Raw genomic sequence first — 16,370 nt, 5'->3', positions numbered from 1 at the left:
AGCGTCAGCTGCTCCGCGCCATGCCACGAGCGCGGCTCCCCTCCATGATCCGACGACGGATCGCGCCGGAGACGGCGTCCATGATCATCGTCGCCATGACGACGACGATGAGGAGCATGCCGACAGTATCCCACTCGCGGAAGTTCGTGTAGTTCGAGAGCATGCTTCCGATGCCGCCCGCTCCGACGAGGCCGAGGACTGCGGACGTGCGGATGTTGATCTCGAAGCGGTAGAGCGCGAACGACATCAGCGCAGGCGCCACCGCCGGCCAGAGCGCCCAGCGCACGATCTGCGCCGTCGTGCCACCCGCTGCCCGCACGGCTTCGGAAGCGCCCTGCGGCGCCGACTCGATCGCCTCGTACACCCATTTGCCCTGGGTGCCGATGCCCGCGATTCCGAGCGCCAGTGCCCCCGTGAAGGGAGTGAGTCCTGTGACGGTGAGCAGGATGAGCGCGATGACCACCTCCGGAACCGCGCGGATGACGGCGAAGAGAGCCCGCAGGATCGCGCGCAGCCACGCCGGGCCGACTCCGTGCGCCGTCAGCATGCCGAGCGGGATCGCGAGGACGACGCAGAGGATGGCGCCGATCCACGCCATCGAGATCGATCGCCAGGTCTCCAGCAGGGCCCGCGGCAGCCGACCCCAGTCCGGGGAGGCGAACATGAGCGCGAGGAAGTCCGCGATCCTCGCCGGCAGCTGCGGGACAGCGTTCCAGGAGATCTGCAGTCCTGCGCCCGCGGCGAGGATGACGACGCCGACGAGGGCCGCCGCGACCGTCTGACCGATCTTCGACGGCCGCGGCGGCGGCGCCGCGGTGACGTTGACGGAGGGGTCGAAGACTGCGGCCGTCATACGAGCCTCCGTCGCAGCAGATTGGAGAGCACCTCGATGAGCACGACGACGGCGAGGATCTCGAGGATGATCACCGACACGTCGGCGTAGGCGTAGAACGCGCGGCGCTCGTCGAGGAGCCTCCCCACGCCACCGGCCCCGACGATGCCGAGGATGGCGGAGATGCGCACGTTGAGTTCGAGCACATACAGCCACTGGTTCGCGAACAGCGGCAGGGTCTGAGGCAGCGCAGTGAGGCGGTTGATCTGTCCTTGGCTGCCGCCGGCTGCCCTTCCCGCCTCCATGTAGCGGTGATCGGCGGCGTCGATCGACTCCGAGACGAGCTTGACCATGATGCCGATGTCGAACAGCAGCAGCGTGAGCACACCGGGCAGGGCCCCGACACCGACCATCGCCACGAGGACCGTGGCGTAGACGAGGTCGGGCACCGCCCGCACGACGTTGACGACGGCTCGGACCGAGCGACGAGTGAGACCGTTCGGGTTCGTCGGCTGAGCGGCCCACAGCGTGAGGGGAACCGACAGGAGAGCCGAGACTGCTGCGGCGACCAGTGCCATCTGCAGGGTCTCGAGCATGGGCCCCAGCGTGCGCGGCACGAACGCGAGGTTCGGCTGCAGCAACTGCAGCATCTTGTCCGCCCCGTTGCGCCAGTTGTCGACGATCGACCCGAAGTCGAGCGCGACGCCGCCGATCGCGGGCAAGCACGCCGCCACGGTGAATGCCGCGAACGCGCCGACGCCGGCGACCATGCGCAGGTGGTGCCGAGGCCGCTCCGGAACGAGGAGTTCGGAGCTCATGCGCGGGCCTCGAGGCGGTCGCGCGCCTGCACCGGACGCCCGTAGATCTGCTCGAAGTCGGCGTCGGTCGCCTCGTGAGCGAATCCGTCGTAGACGAGCTCGCCCCCGCGCAAGCCGATCATCCGCGTCGTGTACTGGCGAGCGAGGTCCATGAGATGGAGGTTGACAAGCACGGTGAGCCCGCGGTCGGCGTTGATGCGTCGCAGGTCCGCCATCACCGCGTGAGCCGTGGGCGGGTCGAGCGACGCCACGGGCTCATCCGCGAGCATCACGTTCGGCTCCTGGCTGAGCGCCCGCGCGATCGCGACCCGCTGCTGCTGGCCGCCGGAGAGCGACCCCGCGCGGGTCCAGACCTTCTCGAGCATCCCCACCGCATCCAGGGCTCGAAGCGCGAGGTCGCGGTCGTGAGCGGTCGGCACTCCGAGCAGCGAGCGCAGCGCGGAGGTGTGGGCGAACCGACCCACGAGCACGTTGTGGAACACGTCGGTGCGCTCAGCGAGATTGAACCCCTGGAAGATCATGCCGATGTGACCGCGCGCCTCGCGCAGTCGCCGTCCGCTCAACGCGTCGATCGCGAACGGTCCGACCTCGACCGAGCCGCTCGTCGCGCGCACCAGACCGTTGATGGTGCGGATCAGCGTGGACTTGCCCGAGCCGGACAGCCCTACGATCGAGACCATCTCCCCCGGTTCGATGCGCAGCGAGACGTCGCGCAGCGCGTGCGTCCCGTTCGGGTACGTCACCGACACCCGATCGAGCTCGATGTGCCACGACGCGGAGGCCGGGCTCTGCCCGGCCCCCGCTCGGCGTGCATCCATGTGCATGCGTGGTGCTCCTCGTGCGCGGTCTCAGCCGGCGAACTGCTGCAGGATCTCGCCGTAGCGCGTGATCTCGTCCTCAGCCGTCTCGTCCGTCCAGTCGGACAGGCCGACGAGGTCGAACATCACCGTCGCAGCCTCTTCGGATGACTCGGCGTATCCATCCATGAGCTCGGCGAGCTCGGCGACGAGGTCGTCGGGCAGGGACGACGCTACGGCGACTCCTCCATTCGGGATCATCTCGGTGTAGGCGAAGGCGACGACATTCTCCGCGACCTGCGGGGCCTCCTCGAGGACGGTGGTGCGGGCGTCCCAGTACGCGAAGCCGATCTCGGCGTCTCCGTTGGCCACGGCGAGCACCGCGTTGTTGTTGCCTTCCACCGGGATCTCGGTGATGTCGGCGTCGGTGTCGATGCCGGCGTCCTCCATGGCCACCATCGGGTACTGGTAGCCGGCAGGCGAGGTGGCCGCCTGCAGCGCCACCCTGGTGCCTTCGCCGATCTCGGAGAAGGCCTCGAGGCCGGCCGGTCCTCGGCCGGTCGCACTCTCGCCGGGCTTCTCCAGACCGTTGCAGTAGGCGAGCTCCACTCCACTCGCGTCGTATGTCGCCATGACCGGCTCGTCGTCGCAGTAGGTGTCGGGATCGTTCGTGTAGGCGACGGACGCGTAGGACGTGGTCCCGAACCGCACGTCGCGCAGGATGAGGTCGGCGTCGTACTGCTCGATCGCATTGTAGAGCGATCCGGCATCCGTGATGACGACCTGCGCCTGGTCGGCGCCCAGCGCTTCGACCGTGGCGGCGTAGTCGGTCGCGACCACTCCCTCCACGTCGATGCCCAGCTCGTCGGACAGATATGTCGTGAGGGGATCCAGCGCCTCGGCGAGATCCTCTCCCTCCACGGAGGGGACGAGGGAGATGGTCATGGATTCAGGCCACGAGTCGTCGGCGGAGGCGGAGTCGCCGGAGCCGGTGCTGCATCCGACGAGAGCGAGCGAGGCCACGGCGAGAGCGCCAGTGGCGATGAGAGGGGTGCGCATTGCTCGGAGCTACCTTTCGATGAGGGGGTCTGCGCCCTCGGGCGCGGGGTTCCGGGAAGCCGCGGTCGCGGCCCAGGTCTCGATATCGCCGCGGATGTGGCCGAGGTCGGCGCCGCGCATCGTCACCGACGCGCGCGAGGTCGCGGCCGTCGCGCCGACGAGCGCGGTGTCGGCGCCGAGGGCCTGCGCTGGTGCGAGGTCGAAGTCGAAGATGTCGCCCACAGCGAGCACGGGTCCGTCCTCGAGCAGAGCGCGGATGACCGCCGCGAGGCCCGCCGGCTTCCCTACCGTCGCGTGCACGGCGTCGAAGCGATCACGAACGCCCCATGCCTGGAGCACTCGTTCGACCCCCGCCTCCGGCGCGTTGGTCGCGAGCACGAGGCGCGCGTGCCCGGAGAGTCGCTCGAGGAACCCAGGGAGATCGGGCATCGCTGAGACGGGCGCGAGGGGACTGCCCAGCAGGTCACGGCTGCCGTGGTAGGCGGCGCTCATCGCGGCGCCGTCCACGCCGTCGTCGGCGGCGAGCGATCCGACCACGTCGTACCCGTCGCGGTAGGTCGTATCCCCGTCCTCGAATGCGCGCAATGCGGCCTCGACCCGCTGCAGGTACCCCGCTCTGGCGGTGAGAGCCACCAGCTGCGCATACGCGCGCACGGGACCGGATCCGACGGCGAGGGTGCCGTCGAAGTCGAAGATGATGCTGGGCCTCATGCGCGCTCCCGATGCTGGACGATGCGTCCGACCGTACGCCGCAATATGGACGAATCGTCATCCGGGGAGTGAACGTCTGGTTACGTCGGCCGCGAGGCGGCGTTCCAGCGCAGCTGCGCGGAGCTCGAGAAGTCCGCCAGGACCTCTCGCCCGTCGCCTGCCACGGGGAACGCGGTGATCAACCGGAAGCCGCTTCCGCCGTCGACTCCGTAGATGAGCGCTGAGCCGAGTCCATCCGGAGAGGCCTGCACGACCACCCTGGTGAGGTGGTCGCCGACGGGCTGCTCCACCAAGACGGCCGCCCGAGGTGGATCGAGGAGCACCGGCAGCGTTGCCTCCGTCACCCGCTCCAGCAGCGACGTGTCGTCGTCGGCGTCGAGGTGGAAGGCACGACGGTCGCGACCGAGAGCCGCCGCGAGCGCGCCGTCCACCCATCTGTCGCGCTTGCGGCCGAACGGCGTGAGGACGTCGGAGAACCAGTACCCGTAGACGTGCAGCAGACCTGCATTGCCCTCCGGGAACTCCTCATCGAGGCCAGCCGCCTCATGCAGCGCCTCGAAGACCGCCGAAGCGATCACCGCCTGCCCGACGTGCTCGTCGATGACCGTCGACCGCCCCCAGAGCTGCAGCAGACCCTCGGTCACATCCCGCCGCACCACGGCGCAGACCGCCGCCAAGCTCGGCTCACCGCGTTCCTCGTGTATCACCGTCCGAGGATGCCATGCATCGGCGGGCATGAGCGCATCCGGAAAAGCAGAGAACCCCCGGAAGACCGGGGGTTCTCAGTGGCGGTGACGGTGGGATTTGAACCCACGGTAGGGGGTTACCCTACACAACTTTTCGAGAGTTGCACCTTCGGCCGCTCGGACACGTCACCGCGGACAAGCTTAGGACAACTCCCACCCAGACGCGAATCGGCGCGTCGCCCGGCGCTTCCCCGGACCGTCGGGGCTCACGCGATCGCCACCGCCTCCACCACCAGGGCCGACGCAGGCGCGAGCAGGGGAGCGCGCACGCCCACGGTCGTCAGCAGCGAGCCCGGCAGCGTCACGCCGCCCGCCGCCACCCACGGCACCGGCTTGACGTCGAGGAAGCGCGCGGCCGTGAGCGCCGGCAGCACGTCGACGCGGTAGGTGCGCCGCGGGTCGAGCCCGGGCAGCCGCAGCGCTGGCGGCACCGCCCACTCCCCTGTCGCCTCGCGCGTGAGACGGTACAGCGCGTGCGAGCCATCCGCCGACACGACGCCGGTGAGTGCGGTGCCCTCATCCTCGGTCTCCGCATGCATGAGCTCGCCGGTGTGCATGAGCGTCCGCAGGCGCTTGTACTCCGTGATCCAGGCGGTCAGCTCCGCACGCTCCTCCTCGGTGAAGCGCGTGATGTCGGTCTCGATCCCGGCCGACGCGAACAGCGTCGTGGCCATCCGGAACCGCAGGTCGGTCACCCGATGCGTCGTGTGCGCGCGGGCGGGGCCCACGTGGCTGCCGATGAGCTCGGGCGGCAGGAGCAGCTCCGTCCAGCGCTGGATCCTGGCGCGCTCGATCGGGTCGTTCGTGTCGGATGCCCAGACCCGATCCGTCCGCGCGAGGATGCCGAGGTCCACACGCGCGCCGCCCGACGAGCACGACTCGATCTCCACCCCGGGATGGCGCCGGCGCAGCTCGTCGAGGAGCGCGTACACCGCGCGCGTCTGCGCGTCGACGCCCGGGCGCCCCGCGTGCACGGCCTCGAGCAGGTCGCGGTTCTGGTCCCACTTCAGGTACTCGATCGGGTACTCGGTGAGCAGCGCGTCCAGGCGCTCGAGCAGCCAGGCAGCGACATCGGGGCGTGCCACATCCAGCACCTGCTGATTCCGCCACGACCGAGCGGATGGCGTCAGCAGCCAGTCGGGATGGCTGCGGTGGAGCTCTGAGTCGGGATTGACCATCTCGGGCTCGACCCAGAGGCCGAAGCCCATGCCGCGCGCGCGGACGTGATCCACCAGGGCGTGCAGACCCTCCGGCCACACCTCCGGATCGACGGCCCAGTCCCCGAGCCCCGCGTCGTCGCCGCGACGGCCGAGGAACCAGCCGTCATCCAGCACGAACCGCTCCACGCCGACGGCCGCCGCCGCATCCGCGAGCGCGACGAGCGGCTCGAGCTCGTGGGCGAAGTAGACCGCCTCCCACGTGTTGAGGACCACCGGACGGTCGCTGCGCGGGTGACGCTCCCGCGCGCGCAGAGTCTGGTGCACCCGCGCGGAGAGGCCATCCAACCCGGCGTCGCTCCAGATGAACCATGCGTCGGGTGTGACGAACGACTGACCCGGCGCGAGAACGATCTCCCCCGCGCGCAGGAGCTCGGCCGCGCCCAGCACCGAGCGCCCCTCGGGGAGCCGGTCGGTGCGGTAGATCGCGTCGGCGCTCCATGCCAGATGCACGGCCCACACCTCTCCGCACCGGTCGGAGAAGCCGGGCGTGCCGGCCACGGCGACGAGAGGTGCGTCGTGCCCGGTGCGTCCGCGCCGCGACTCGCGCGAGTGGCTGCCCATCCCGATCGGACGGCGCTGGGGCGTGCGCTCGCGGGTCCATCGGCCGCTGAAGTCGAGCAGCTCGGTCGCCCGCTCGGCCAAGGGCAGCGTCGCCTCGAGCGCCGCGAGCGCGATCGCCTCGTCGCCGGTGTTCACCAGCGTGTGAGACACCAGCAGCACGCCGGCCTCGTCGAAGCGGAGCGAGCTCTGCAGGCGCACGCCGTCTGCCTCCGCGCGCAGAGAGAAGCCGCGGTCGTCGATCTCGACGGCGGCGACGCGCCACGACGGCAGGAGCGGGACTCCGCCGATCGCACCCGCGATGCCGGGCCTCCCCTGCCATCCGTCGCGCTCGGTCGGCAGGATGGTCAGCGGCCACGGCTCATCGAGGGCGCTCGCCGACACCTGCCGCGCCGCCGCGGCATCCAGAGCGGCGAGGCTCGCGGCATCGACGGGCCCGGGGTCGCTCCCCCAGTGCAGCACCTCCGGCAGCCCGTCGTCGCGGAACGCGACGACGAGCGCCGCGCCGGCGGAGCGGAAGATCGTCACCGACGGCACGAGAGCACGGCCGCCGTCGTCGTGGACTCCCGGCAGGGTCATCGGGCTGTGGGTCATGAGGTGGCCTCCGTCTCGACGGCGTCGTCGTCGTCGTCGTCGAGAACAGACTCCCCTGCGCCATCCCGGTTCATCAAATCGTGGGACGAGCATGCCCTCGTGCGCCTGCGTCACGGCGCGCTCGCCACGCTCTGTCGCCTGCTGCGGCACCTGTCAAGGCGGTTCGCATCACGGCGCGGGTTCCTAGGCTCGGAGGACCACGAAGGGAGAAGCATGGACAACGAGATCCGGCATGCGACCGAAGAGGACCACGAGACCATCAAGCGCATCGTGAAGGCGGCCAAGATCGGCCTGCTCACGACGATCAGCGACGCGGGGCATCTGCACAGCCGTCCGCTCGCCGCGCAGGACGTGGAGTTCGACGGCGACCTGTGGTTCTTCACGCAGGATCCGAGCGACAAGGTCCGCGACATCGCCGGGAACCCGCAGGTCAATGTCGCGTTCGAGAGCGGCAAGGGCTACCTCTCGATCGCCGGGGCGGCGGAGGTCGTGCACGACCGCGCCAAGGTCGACGAGTACTGGTCGTCGATGGTGGCGGCGTGGTTCCCCGACGGGAAGGACGACCCGACCGTCGCGCTCATCAAGGTGCACGCGGAGTCGGCGGAGTACTGGTCGCAGGATGACCCGGGTGTCGTCGCGGCGTTCAAGATCGTGAAGACCGCGATGACGGGCGGTCGGCCCGACGTCGGCACGAACCGCAGCGTCGAGCTGTAGCGCGTCGCGCCGAGACCGCGCCGTCGCTCGCAAGGTGCGTCCTCGCTCCGAGACCGCGTGCGGCGCATGCGGTCTCGGAGCGTCGGCGCGGCGACCGTGAGCGCACGCGCAGTCTCGGAGCGCCGACGCGCTCTCGGCGCAGGCCCGCCGCCACCTCGCCCGCCCCGGGCTCCTACAGGACGGCGACCCGCCCCTCCGTCGGCTGCAGCGTGAGCCGGTACCCGGCGGGCGTGCCCTCGACGACCGGTGCGACGCCGTCGCCGAGGGCGAGTGCATCGAGCACATCGTGCAGCGCGGCGGGGTCCGGCTCCACCCGCTCGAACGCCACGAGCTCCACGGCGGGGATGTCGCCGAGCCCCGGATGGGCGGTGGCGCCCCAGTCGATGAGGAACGGCACGTCGAGCCGCCGCCCCTCCCCCTGCGTCAGCCGCCACTGCAGCAGCGAGCCATCGGCCGTGCGTCGTGACAGGTCGCTGACCTCGCCCGGGTCGTAGCCGCGCTCGCGAGCGCCCGCCACGGTGGCGTCGATGTCATCCGGATGCACGGCGTACGTCCGCACGACCGGCGCCGTGAGTGCGTCGATCCCGAACGTCGTCGGCAGCGCCGGGTCTGCGCGGTCGGGGTCGGGGCCGATGAGCTCGAGGTACTGCCGCCCGCGCTCCCCGCCGACCGTGAGCGCGACGAGCGCATTCGCGGTCCCCGTCGGATGCACGCCGCCCGGAGCGGCCGTGACGCCGGTGCGCTCGGCGAACCACCGGATGAGCTCCGCGAGGTCGGGCCCGGCGATGACGACGTGGTCGAGCAGGCGCGGGATGGCCATGGTCACCTTCGCCGCCGGGCCGGGACCTCGGGCTCGCCCAGCGACAGCATGAGGCGGTTCGCCCAGTTGAAGAAGGCCGCGCCGTTGATCACGTCGACGATGTCGGCGTCGTCGAGACCGGCGTCCCGCAGCCGCTGCACGTCGGCATCGCCGAACGCCAGCGGCGTCTCCGCGAGCGCGACGGACGACGCCGCGACGGCGTTCCAGACCTCATCGCCCAGGTCGGCGCCGACGCCCTCGTCGAGCAGGCGCTGCACGTCGGCCTCGCGACTGGACTCGCGGGTGGCCGCCGCGGCGTGCACGTGCGCGCAGTAGACGCAGCCGTTGTGCCGCGAGGTGGCGGCGGCCGCGAGCTCGCGCTCCGCCCGCCCGACGCCGCTCGTGACGTTGAAGAAGATGTCGCGGTCGGTGAGCGTCCGCGCCCGCAGCGCGTCGGGGTCGCGCGCGAGCAGCCGGAAGTACGGCATCTTCGCGCGCGCGGGCTCGATGAGCGCGTCGCGCTGCTCGTCGGTCAGGTCGGCCTCGGCGATCGGCAGCAGCCACGGCACCCAGCCGAGCCCCTGCTGCGTGAACGCCTCGGGCCGGGCGAGGTCGGGGTACTCGGTGACGAGCTCGGTCATGCTGCGGTCCCTTCGCGTGAGTCGGTCGATGCCGTGTCGTTCGTGTTGCGCGCCAGCACGCGCAGTCCCCACGCCGCACGCAGCTGGAAGGTGAGGAACGAGACGAGCTGCGACAGCGAGACGATGTCGTCTGCACTCCAGCCGGCATCGACGAGCGAGCGGATGGCCGTGGGCCGGGCCTCGCGCGGCCGGAAGACGAGCAGGTGCGTGTGGGTGAGCGCGGCCGCGAGGCGCTCGCCGAGCGCGGCGGCATCGGCGGTCCAGCGCAGGCCCTCGGTACTCTCGCCCCGCAGCCCCTCCTCACGGTAGGCGCCGTACGGGCCGCGCGTGGCGCCATCCGCCGCCGACGCATCGACCGCGTCGACGAGCTCGGGCGCCTCATCGCCGAGCAGATCCGCGTAGAACGCGGTGGCCTCGCCGAAGCCGTGCAGGCGCGCGGTGAAGGCGGCGACCGCATAGCGCTCCGCGTGCGGGAAGGTGCCGGGGTCGGCCGGCTCCAGCAGCGCCTCGAAGCTGCGCTGCGCGTTCTCTCGAGCCTGCGCGCGCTGGTCGCGGATGGCCGAGAGCGCGCTGCCCGGGGCGACTCCCGCGAGCAGGTCGATGATGTCCGCGTTCTGGCTCATGAGGCTCCTTCGGTGACGAGTTCGGGAACGGAGGCGGTAGTGGATGCGGAAGTCGCGAGCCCCAGCCGCGGGGCGACCTCGGTCGCGAGCAGCTCGAGCGAGCGCAGTGTGAGCTCGTGCGTCGCTGCGATCGAGTGCACCTGGAACGACACATCGGTGGCCGCGGGCAGCGTCTCGTCGGCGGCGAGCGAGGCGACGACCTCGTCGACGGTGCCGACGTGGGTGTCGGTGAGCCGCGCGAGCTGGTCGATGCCCATGCCGGCCGGGTCGACGCGGAACATCGTCTGCGCGAGGCGGGCGAGGCCATCCTGCGCGAGCTCGAGCGCCCGTGTGCGGTGCTCGGGGTCGACGACGAGCGCGGTGCGTGACGCCAGCACGCGCGGCACGGCGCTGTCCGGCAGCGCGGCACGGTAGGCCTCGATGATCGGCAGCTGCACCTCGTGGAGCGGCGCGTCGAGAGCGCCCTCCGGTCGCGGCTGCGTGCGCGAGAGCATGAGTCCGTCGCCGCGCTCGCCGGCACGGCGAGCGCCGTCGGCGGAGAACGTGGCCTGCCAGATGCGCCGGGAGAGGTCGCCCGCGGCAGGGTAGACGCGCGACTCGGTGCCCCGGATGCCGCGCCCCTCGAGTGCGTCGAGGAACACCTCGAGGTGCTCGGCGAAGATCTCGCGGCGCCGGTCGGCGTTCCGCCCGAAGGCCGCGAACGAGGCGGGCGTGCCGCCGGAGGCGACGCCGAGCTGCACGCGGCCGCCGCTCAGCTGGTCGAGCACGGCGGCGTCCTCCGCCGAGCGCACTGGGTCGTCGATCGGCAGCGTGAGCACGGCGGTGCCGAGCTCGATGCGCGAGGTCCGCTCCGCCGCGGCCGCGAGCAGCACGAACGGCGACGGGAGCCCGCCCTCGTGCTCGCCGAAGTGATGCTGCGCGACCCAGGCCGAGGCGAAGCCCGACGCCTCGGCCTGCGCGATCTGCTCGAGCGCGAACCGGTAGCGGTCTGCCGCCGGCGCGTCCTCGAGCAGCCGCGTGAAGAATCCGATCCGGGTCATGCCTCTCCTCCGAATGACGTGCCGGCGGATGGCGCGCCGGTGAACGATGCGCCGGGGATGGCCGCCAGCAGCTGCCGCGTATAGGCGTGCTGCGGGTCGTCGAAGACCTGCCGCGCGCTGCCGAGCTCGACCTGGCGGCCGCGCTGGAGCACCGACACCGTGTCGGCGATCTGGCGGATGACCGCGAGGTCGTGCGAGATGAAGACGTACGTCAGCCCCAGCTCGCTCTGCAGGCGGGCCAGCAGACGCAGGATCTGCGCCTGCACGGTGACGTCGAGGGCCGAGACCGCCTCATCGAGCACGACGACCTCGGGCTCGAGGATGAGCGCCCGCGCGATCGCGACGCGCTGCCGCTGCCCGCCGGAGAGCTCCCGCGGCCGGCGCCGTCCGATCTCGGGGGCGAGCGAGACGAGCTCGAGGTGATGCGCGACCCGGTCGGCCCGCTCCGCACGGTCGCCGATGCGGTAGTTCTGCAGGGGCTCGGCGAGGATGTCGGCGATCGTCTGCCGCGGATCCAGCGATCCGTAGGGGTTCTGGTAGACGAGCTGCGTCGTGCGGCGGAACTGCCGAGGAGAACGCAGCGCGGTCACGTCCACGTCGCCCACGCGGATGGCCCCCGCGGTCGGACGGTTGAACCCCGCGATGCTGCGCCCGGTCGTGGTCTTGCCCGACCCCGACTCCCCCACGAGCGCGTGGGTGGTGCCTCGCGGCACCGCGAACGTGACGTCGTCGACCGCGACGAGGGGCTCGCGCCCGGCGCCGCGCGAGAACTCCTGCCGCAGTCCCGCCACCTCGACGACCGGACGCGCGCCGGCCTCGACGACCGGCGGCGTGCGCTCGACGATCTGCGCGAGAGAGGGCGCGTCGGCGAGGAGCGTACGCGTGTAGGGCGACTGCGGCGCCGTGAGCACGGTGGCCGAAGGCCCCTCCTCCTGCACCTCTCCCCCGCGCATCACGACGATGTCGTCGGAGCGGTCCGCGGCGACGGCGAGGTCGTGCGTGATGAAGAGGATGCCGGTGCCGGTCTCCTCGCGGAGCCGGTCGAGCAGATCGAGGACGGTCCGCTGCACGGTGACGTCGAGGGCGCTGGTCGGCTCGTCGGCGATGATCAGCTCGGGCTCGAGCGCGAGCGCCGCCGCGATGAGCACGCGCTGGCGCATGCCGCCCGACAGCTCGTGCGGGTACTGCCGCGCCCGCGTCTCCGGGTCGTCGATGTCCACGCGCTCGAGCAGGTCGATGACCCGCTGGTGGATCTTCCGCCGGTCCCGCCACCCGTGGATGCGCAGGGCCTCCGACACGCTGGACTCGATCGTCGCGACGGGGTTGAGCGAATTGCCCGGGTCCTGCGGGATCAGGCCGATGCACCGCCCCCGCAGCCGTCGCCATCCGCGCTCGTTCAGCCCGACCAGCTCGGTCTCGCCCGACGCGCGCTCGTTCAGCCGGATGCTGCCGCCGGAGACGTGCCCGTTGGAGGCGAGGAGGCCGATGACCGACTGCGCGACGGTGGTCTTGCCCGATCCGGACTCGCCCACGAGCGCGGTGACCTGGCCGGCCTGCACGTCGAAGGAGACGCCGCGCACGGCATCGACCGGGCCGTGGCCCGTGCGGTACTGCACGGCGAGGTCGCGGATGGACAGCAGCGGCCCGGTCATGCGGGCTCCCCTCCTCGGATCGCCTGGCTGAGGCGGTTGGTCGCCAGCACGACGATCACGACGACCGCGCCGGGGAGCACGGTCAGCCACCACGCGGTGGCGACGTAGTCGCGCCCCTCCGCGATGAGCAGACCCCACTCCGGCGTGGGCGGCGGGGCGCCGTAGCCGAGGAAGCCCAGCGTCGAGATCTGCAGGATGGCCGAGCCGAGCTGCAGGGCGGCCAGCGCGATGACGGGGGTGAGGGAGTTCGGCAGGATGTGCCGCCACAGCACGCTGAGGAAGGTGCCGCCGGAGCCGTACGCGGCCTCGACGAACTCGCTCACGCGCACGCTCACGACCTCCGCGCGCGCGAGCCGCGCGAAGACCGCGATCGACGTCACGCCGACGGCGATGGCCGCGTTCGTGGTGCCGAAGCCCAGCAGGATCACCACGCTCAGCGACAGCAGCAGGGCGGGGATGGCCAGGAGCACGTCGACCGCGCGCATGAGCACGTCGTCGACGACGCCGCCGGTCGCTCCCGCGGTGACGCCGATGGCGGTGCCCACGACGAGCCCGACGAGCACCGCGATGAGCGCGCCGCTGATCGAGTGCGAGGCGCCGTGGACGACCCGCGTGAAGACATCGCGCCCGGTCGCGTCGGTGCCGAACCAGTGCGCACCGCTCGGTGCCTGCAGCGAGCGGCCCACGCTCTCGGTGGGGCTGAGCGGGGCGAACAGGTTCGGCGCGATCGCCCATGCCAGCGCGAGAAGGAGCACGATCACCGGGATGAGGACGCCCGGTCGCAGCAGCGCGCGGCCGAGCCGGGTCCGGGAGGGGCGGGTCGGAGCGAGGAGAGTGCTCATCGGAGGGCTCCCTTGCGAGCAGGCCGAGCCGAACGGGTGGCACGGCTGGACGTCCGCAGCCGCGCGTCGAGCACGGGGTACAGCAGGTCGACGACGAGGTTGATGACGACGAAGGTCACCGTCGTGATGACGACGACCGCGAGGAGCACCGGGGTGTCGCGGTTCGCGACGGCCTGCGCGGTCAGCTGCCCGACGCCGTTGCGAGCGAAGACGGTCTCGGTGACGACCGCGCCGCCGACGAGCTCGCCGAACAGCAGTCCAGCCATGGTCAGCGTGGGCAGCAGCGCGTTGCGGGCGACGTTCCGCCACAGCAGCCACGACGTGCTGGCGCCGCGGGCGCGCACGACCGCGACGAACGGGCGGTGCCGCACCTCGTCGATGCTGCGCATGAGCACCTGCGCGAGCGGCGCGGCGATGGGGATGGCCAGGGTGGCCACGGGCAGGATGAGCGACTCGACCGGGCTCGCCCCGATCGCGGGGATGAGCCGCAGCCGGAACGAGAAGACCTGGATGAGGATGATCCCGACCCAGAACAGCGGCAGCGAGACGAAGAACGGCGGGATGTTGCGGAAGACGCGGCGCAGCCATCCGCCCTTGCCGTAGGTCGCGGTGAACGCGATCGTGACGGCGAGGAAGATCGCCGCCCCAAGCCCCAGCACCGCGAGGAGGAGGGTCGACGGCAGGTTCGCGGCGATGAGGTCGGACACCGCCGCTCCGCTCTGCACGGAGAATCCGAAGTCGCCGCGGAGGAAGCCCGCTGCGGAGTCGAGGTAGCGGAGCATGAGGGGCTGATCCGCGCCATACGAGGCGCGGATCTCGTCGAGCTGCTCGGGCGTGAGGCCGAGATCGGGGTTGCCGTACCGGGCGAGCACGGCGTCGCCGGGCAGGGCCGCGAGGAGCACGTACGCCGCCGTGTAGGCGAGCACGAGCACCAGCAGCGCCTGCCCGGCGCGTCGCAGGACGTAGGTCATCCGGCGCCTACTGGGCCAGCCAGGTGTCGTAGAACCACGGGCGGCCCACCGACTCCGTGCGGAAGCCCTGCACCGCGTCGACGAAGCCGAACACCTGCGGTTCCTCGAAGATCGGCAGGATGTACGCCTGCTCGGCCATGCGCTGCTGCGCGGCGGCAGACGCCTCGGCGCGGCCCTCCTCGGTCGGCGTGGATGCGACCTGCTGCAGCAGCTGGTCGAGCTCCTCGTCGCCGATGCTGCCATCGGGGTAGCCGTTCAGCAGCGTGTTGCGGTTGCCGGAGTGGTACTGCGACTTCAGCACGTCGAAGTCGGCGCGGCCGACCATGGAGTGGTACACCTGCAGCGTGCCGACCTCGACGCGGGCGGCGTCCTGCGCGGCCTGATCGCCGGGGAGCAGGTTCACCTCGATGCCGAGCTCCCCCAGCTGCTCCTGGATGAGCGTGACGACCTCAGCCGAGCGCGGCTGCGGCAGGGCCTCGTTGAACGTCAGGGACAGCTTCTGACCGTCCTTCTCGCGGACGCCGTCCGAGCCGATCTCCCAGCCCGCGCCATCCAGCAGCTCGGCTGCCTTGTCGGGGTCGTACTGGTAGTACTCGGAGGTGTCGGTGTAGCCGAGCGCGGTCGTGGCGAGCGCGCCGGTGGCGAGCGGGTAGCTGTCGGTGAAGAGCGTCTCGACGATCTGCTCGCGGTCGATGCCGGCGACGAGCGCCTTCCGCACGTCGATGTCCTCGAGGATCGGGTCGCGGAAGCGGAAGCTCAGGCCGTTGTTGACGCCGTTGGTCGCGGCGGCGAGGAGCGAGAGCCCGTCGGCGTCGAACTGCGTCTCGTCGGGCGCCTCCACCTGGCGGGCGATATGCGCCTGCTGGGCGGTGACGGTGCCGACGCGCACGCTGTCCTCCGGGACGACGAGGTAGTCGATGCCGTCGAGGTACGCGCGGCCCTGGTGCTCGAGCGAGGGCGGCGCCCAGTCGTAGTCCTCGCGGACCTCGAGGGAGATCTCCGTGCCGATCTCCTCGTCCGCGATCACGAACGGGCCGCTGCCGATGATCTCGGTCGCGTTGCCGGGACCGAACTCCTCCCCGGTGCGCTCCAGGGTCTCGTTGGAGACGAGTCCGGAGTTGATCGTCGAGACGGCCTGCGCGAACCCCGGCGACGGCGCCGTGAAGTGGAACCTCACCGTGCGGTCGTCGACGACCTCGCCGCGGTCGTAGTTGTTGATGGCTTCCGACACCGTGAGCGCGCGGTCGGGGTCGCCCTTGCCGAACAGGTCGAGGTTGCGCACGACGTTCTCGGCGTCCAGCGGCGAGCCGTCGGAGTAGGTGACGCCCTCACGGAGGGTGAAGGTGTACTCGGTCGCGTCGTCGTTGACCTGCCAGTCCTCGGCGATCCACGGCTCGAGCTCGAGCGTCTCGGGATTCTGATAGAGCAGGCGATCGGCGATGTTGTCGACGATGCCGCCGTTCGGGTAGAAGCCCGCGGCCGGCGGGTACAGCGTGTTCCACGTCTGCGGCTCGAGGTAGGTGAGCGTGCCGCCCTCCTGGGGCTCGCCGGACGGCGCCGACCCCGTCGAGGAGGACCCGCCCGAGCAGCCGGCGAGAAGGGCGGCGGCCGTGACGACGGAGGCCGCGGCGAGCGCCGCGCGAGGGATACGGGACATGGGAGTCTCCTTGGGACGGGATGGGATCACCGGCCTCGTGTGCCGATGAGAAGAGTCCATCACAGGCGGGCGCTCGCGGCGCTTGCGCGCTTCATG

At 71.4% G+C, this 16,370-nt stretch carries 16 protein-coding genes and 1 tRNA gene; 1 reads left to right on the top strand and 16 read right to left on the bottom strand.

What is annotated here, in order from left to right; genetic code table 11:
- Positions 1-4: 4 nt before the first annotated feature.
- The 8 genes from phnE (QWJ90_RS05135) to QWJ90_RS05100 all read right to left on the bottom strand — a co-directional run bounded on the left by phnE (QWJ90_RS05135) (position 5) and on the right by QWJ90_RS05100 (position 7,335).
- The gene (phnE, locus tag QWJ90_RS05135; RefSeq protein ID WP_290106611.1) at positions 5-853 is read right to left on the bottom strand and encodes a phosphonate ABC transporter, permease protein PhnE; all 849 of its coding nucleotides are present in this window, start codon (positions 851-853) and stop codon (positions 5-7) included.
- Positions 850-1,650, bottom strand: coding sequence for a phosphonate ABC transporter, permease protein PhnE (gene phnE / locus QWJ90_RS05130; RefSeq protein ID WP_290106610.1), 801 nt, complete (start codon positions 1,648-1,650; stop codon positions 850-852). The genes phnE (QWJ90_RS05135) and phnE (QWJ90_RS05130) overlap by 4 nt, the downstream gene beginning before the upstream one ends.
- Entirely contained in the window at positions 1,647-2,474 is an 828-nt protein-coding gene (phnC, locus tag QWJ90_RS05125; protein WP_290106609.1) for a phosphonate ABC transporter ATP-binding protein, read from the bottom strand. The genes phnE (QWJ90_RS05130) and phnC overlap by 4 nt, the downstream gene beginning before the upstream one ends.
- Before the next feature lie 24 nt (positions 2,475-2,498).
- Entirely contained in the window at positions 2,499-3,506 is a 1,008-nt protein-coding gene (locus tag QWJ90_RS05120) for a phosphate/phosphite/phosphonate ABC transporter substrate-binding protein (RefSeq protein ID WP_290106608.1), read from the bottom strand.
- Positions 3,507-3,515: 9 nt separating this feature from the next.
- Positions 3,516-4,217 carry an HAD family hydrolase gene (locus QWJ90_RS05115; RefSeq protein WP_290106607.1) on the bottom strand — a complete coding sequence of 234 codons (702 nt, stop codon included), beginning with the start codon at positions 4,215-4,217 and terminating at the stop codon, positions 3,516-3,518.
- Between the two features lie 80 nt (positions 4,218-4,297).
- Positions 4,298-4,924 carry an amino acid deaminase gene (locus QWJ90_RS05110; protein ID WP_290106606.1) on the bottom strand — a complete coding sequence of 209 codons (627 nt, stop codon included), beginning with the start codon at positions 4,922-4,924 and terminating at the stop codon, positions 4,298-4,300.
- Between the two features lie 79 nt (positions 4,925-5,003).
- A tRNA-Ser gene (locus QWJ90_RS05105) sits at positions 5,004-5,094 on the bottom strand.
- A gap of 75 nt (positions 5,095-5,169) precedes the next feature.
- Complete coding sequence (locus tag QWJ90_RS05100; RefSeq protein WP_290106605.1) at positions 5,170-7,335, bottom strand: alpha-galactosidase; 2,166 nt, start codon at positions 7,333-7,335, stop codon at positions 5,170-5,172.
- 213 nt (positions 7,336-7,548) lie between these two features.
- Between QWJ90_RS05100 and QWJ90_RS05095 the strand changes: the two genes are divergently transcribed.
- Entirely contained in the window at positions 7,549-8,049 is a 501-nt protein-coding gene (locus tag QWJ90_RS05095; RefSeq protein WP_290106604.1) for a pyridoxamine 5'-phosphate oxidase family protein, read from the top strand.
- 172 nt (positions 8,050-8,221) lie between these two features.
- Here QWJ90_RS05095 and QWJ90_RS05090 read toward each other — a convergent pair whose 3' ends face one another.
- Genes QWJ90_RS05090 through QWJ90_RS05055 form a run of 8 tightly spaced genes read right to left on the bottom strand, consistent with a single transcriptional unit; the run spans position 8,222 to position 16,274 of the window.
- A complete protein-coding gene (locus tag QWJ90_RS05090; protein WP_290106603.1) occupies positions 8,222-8,869 on the bottom strand; it encodes a VOC family protein in 648 nt (215 codons plus the stop codon).
- Positions 8,870-8,871: 2 nt separating this feature from the next.
- Positions 8,872-9,489 carry an alkylhydroperoxidase domain protein gene (locus tag QWJ90_RS05085; RefSeq protein WP_290106602.1) on the bottom strand — a complete coding sequence of 206 codons (618 nt, stop codon included), beginning with the start codon at positions 9,487-9,489 and terminating at the stop codon, positions 8,872-8,874.
- Positions 9,486-10,112, bottom strand: a complete 627-nt coding sequence (locus tag QWJ90_RS05080; protein WP_290106601.1) for a CMD domain protein — start codon at positions 10,110-10,112, stop codon at positions 9,486-9,488. Before QWJ90_RS05080 ends, QWJ90_RS05085 begins: the two co-directional genes overlap by 4 nt.
- Positions 10,109-11,152 (bottom strand): putative FMN-dependent luciferase-like monooxygenase, encoded by a 1,044-nt coding sequence (locus tag QWJ90_RS05075; RefSeq protein ID WP_290106600.1) that lies wholly within the window; start codon positions 11,150-11,152, stop codon positions 10,109-10,111. Before QWJ90_RS05075 ends, QWJ90_RS05080 begins: the two co-directional genes overlap by 4 nt.
- Positions 11,149-12,804, bottom strand: a complete 1,656-nt coding sequence (locus QWJ90_RS05070) for a dipeptide ABC transporter ATP-binding protein (RefSeq protein ID WP_290106599.1) — start codon at positions 12,802-12,804, stop codon at positions 11,149-11,151. The genes QWJ90_RS05075 and QWJ90_RS05070 overlap by 4 nt, the downstream gene beginning before the upstream one ends.
- Entirely contained in the window at positions 12,801-13,646 is an 846-nt protein-coding gene (locus tag QWJ90_RS05065) for an ABC transporter permease (protein ID WP_290106598.1), read from the bottom strand. The genes QWJ90_RS05070 and QWJ90_RS05065 overlap by 4 nt, the downstream gene beginning before the upstream one ends.
- The gene (locus QWJ90_RS05060) at positions 13,643-14,617 is read right to left on the bottom strand and encodes an ABC transporter permease (protein ID WP_290106597.1); all 975 of its coding nucleotides are present in this window, start codon (positions 14,615-14,617) and stop codon (positions 13,643-13,645) included. The genes QWJ90_RS05065 and QWJ90_RS05060 overlap by 4 nt, the downstream gene beginning before the upstream one ends.
- Before the next feature lie 7 nt (positions 14,618-14,624).
- Positions 14,625-16,274, bottom strand: coding sequence for a TIGR04028 family ABC transporter substrate-binding protein (locus QWJ90_RS05055; RefSeq protein WP_290106596.1), 1,650 nt, complete (start codon positions 16,272-16,274; stop codon positions 14,625-14,627).
- Between the last annotated feature and the right edge of the window lie 96 nt (positions 16,275-16,370).

The organism is Microbacterium oryzae, assembly GCF_030406385.1.
GTDB lineage: Bacteria > Actinomycetota > Actinomycetes > Actinomycetales > Microbacteriaceae > Microbacterium > Microbacterium oryzae_A.
This window is presented reverse-complemented; position numbering and strand designations above follow the sequence as displayed.

Excerpts from the sequence above, each read along its gene's own strand:
- phnE (WP_290106611.1), bottom strand. The coding sequence starts at position 853 with ATGACGGCCGCAGTCTTCGACCCCTCCGTCAACGTCACCGCGGCGCCG.
- phnE (WP_290106610.1), bottom strand. The coding sequence starts at position 1,650 with ATGAGCTCCGAACTCCTCGTTCCGGAGCGGCCTCGGCACCACCTGCGC.
- phnC (WP_290106609.1), bottom strand. The coding sequence starts at position 2,474 with ATGCACATGGATGCACGCCGAGCGGGGGCCGGGCAGAGCCCGGCCTCC.
- QWJ90_RS05120 (WP_290106608.1), bottom strand. The coding sequence starts at position 3,506 with ATGCGCACCCCTCTCATCGCCACTGGCGCTCTCGCCGTGGCCTCGCTC.
- QWJ90_RS05115 (WP_290106607.1), bottom strand. The coding sequence starts at position 4,217 with ATGAGGCCCAGCATCATCTTCGACTTCGACGGCACCCTCGCCGTCGGA.
- QWJ90_RS05100 (WP_290106605.1), bottom strand. The coding sequence starts at position 7,335 with ATGACCCACAGCCCGATGACCCTGCCGGGAGTCCACGACGACGGCGGC.
- QWJ90_RS05095 (WP_290106604.1), top strand. The coding sequence starts at position 7,549 with ATGGACAACGAGATCCGGCATGCGACCGAAGAGGACCACGAGACCATC.
- QWJ90_RS05090 (WP_290106603.1), bottom strand. The coding sequence starts at position 8,869 with ATGGCCATCCCGCGCCTGCTCGACCACGTCGTCATCGCCGGGCCCGAC.
- QWJ90_RS05085 (WP_290106602.1), bottom strand. The coding sequence starts at position 9,489 with ATGACCGAGCTCGTCACCGAGTACCCCGACCTCGCCCGGCCCGAGGCG.
- QWJ90_RS05080 (WP_290106601.1), bottom strand. The coding sequence starts at position 10,112 with ATGAGCCAGAACGCGGACATCATCGACCTGCTCGCGGGAGTCGCCCCG.
- QWJ90_RS05075 (WP_290106600.1), bottom strand. The coding sequence starts at position 11,152 with ATGACCCGGATCGGATTCTTCACGCGGCTGCTCGAGGACGCGCCGGCG.
- QWJ90_RS05070 (WP_290106599.1), bottom strand. The coding sequence starts at position 12,804 with ATGACCGGGCCGCTGCTGTCCATCCGCGACCTCGCCGTGCAGTACCGC.
- QWJ90_RS05065 (WP_290106598.1), bottom strand. The coding sequence starts at position 13,646 with ATGAGCACTCTCCTCGCTCCGACCCGCCCCTCCCGGACCCGGCTCGGC.
- QWJ90_RS05060 (WP_290106597.1), bottom strand. The coding sequence starts at position 14,617 with ATGACCTACGTCCTGCGACGCGCCGGGCAGGCGCTGCTGGTGCTCGTG.
- QWJ90_RS05055 (WP_290106596.1), bottom strand. The coding sequence starts at position 16,274 with ATGTCCCGTATCCCTCGCGCGGCGCTCGCCGCGGCCTCCGTCGTCACG.